We start from the raw sequence: 434 nt of genomic DNA on the forward strand, positions 1-434 counted from the left end.
GTCGTTATGTCATCACTTCAATTAACCAATGAAAAATTCATATTAGGAAGAACCAGTCGAGGCCTATTGCTCGCCTGCTACCTGTTCATGTCGGTTTGGCTAAGCTCTTTCTCCAATAGCACCCAAGGGACCATTGGCATATTTTTGATATGCGCTTGTGCTCTCGCAATGGTGATCTACACCTACAAGCGAGGCGTGGTGCGTTTCACCATTACCGACACGCATCTTCAACAGCATACGTTTAAGGGCGGTTGGGTTGTGAAGTGGCAGAACGTGTCGTCCCTTGGGCTATGTCGCAGTCATCAACCCACTCAAAGCTCCGAGCTACCTTGGATTGGCATACGACTTAAAGACCCTGTTCCATTCGTAAAACAAGCCTGCCCACGATTAATCACCAATCTACTCCTAGAACAAAGATCGCTCTTGTATCTAGG

Annotated in this window: 1 protein-coding gene; it reads left to right on the forward strand. The window is 47.2% G+C overall.

The window, feature by feature from the left end:
* Positions 1–87: 87 nt before the first annotated feature.
* Positions 88–434 (forward strand): DUF2982 domain-containing protein (locus AB4585_RS24080; RefSeq protein ID WP_372171275.1); only part of this gene is annotated, 347 nt, incomplete at its 3' end.

This window comes from Vibrio sp. 10N.222.49.C9 (assembly GCF_041474985.1).
Classification (GTDB): domain Bacteria; phylum Pseudomonadota; class Gammaproteobacteria; order Enterobacterales; family Vibrionaceae; genus Vibrio; species Vibrio crassostreae_C.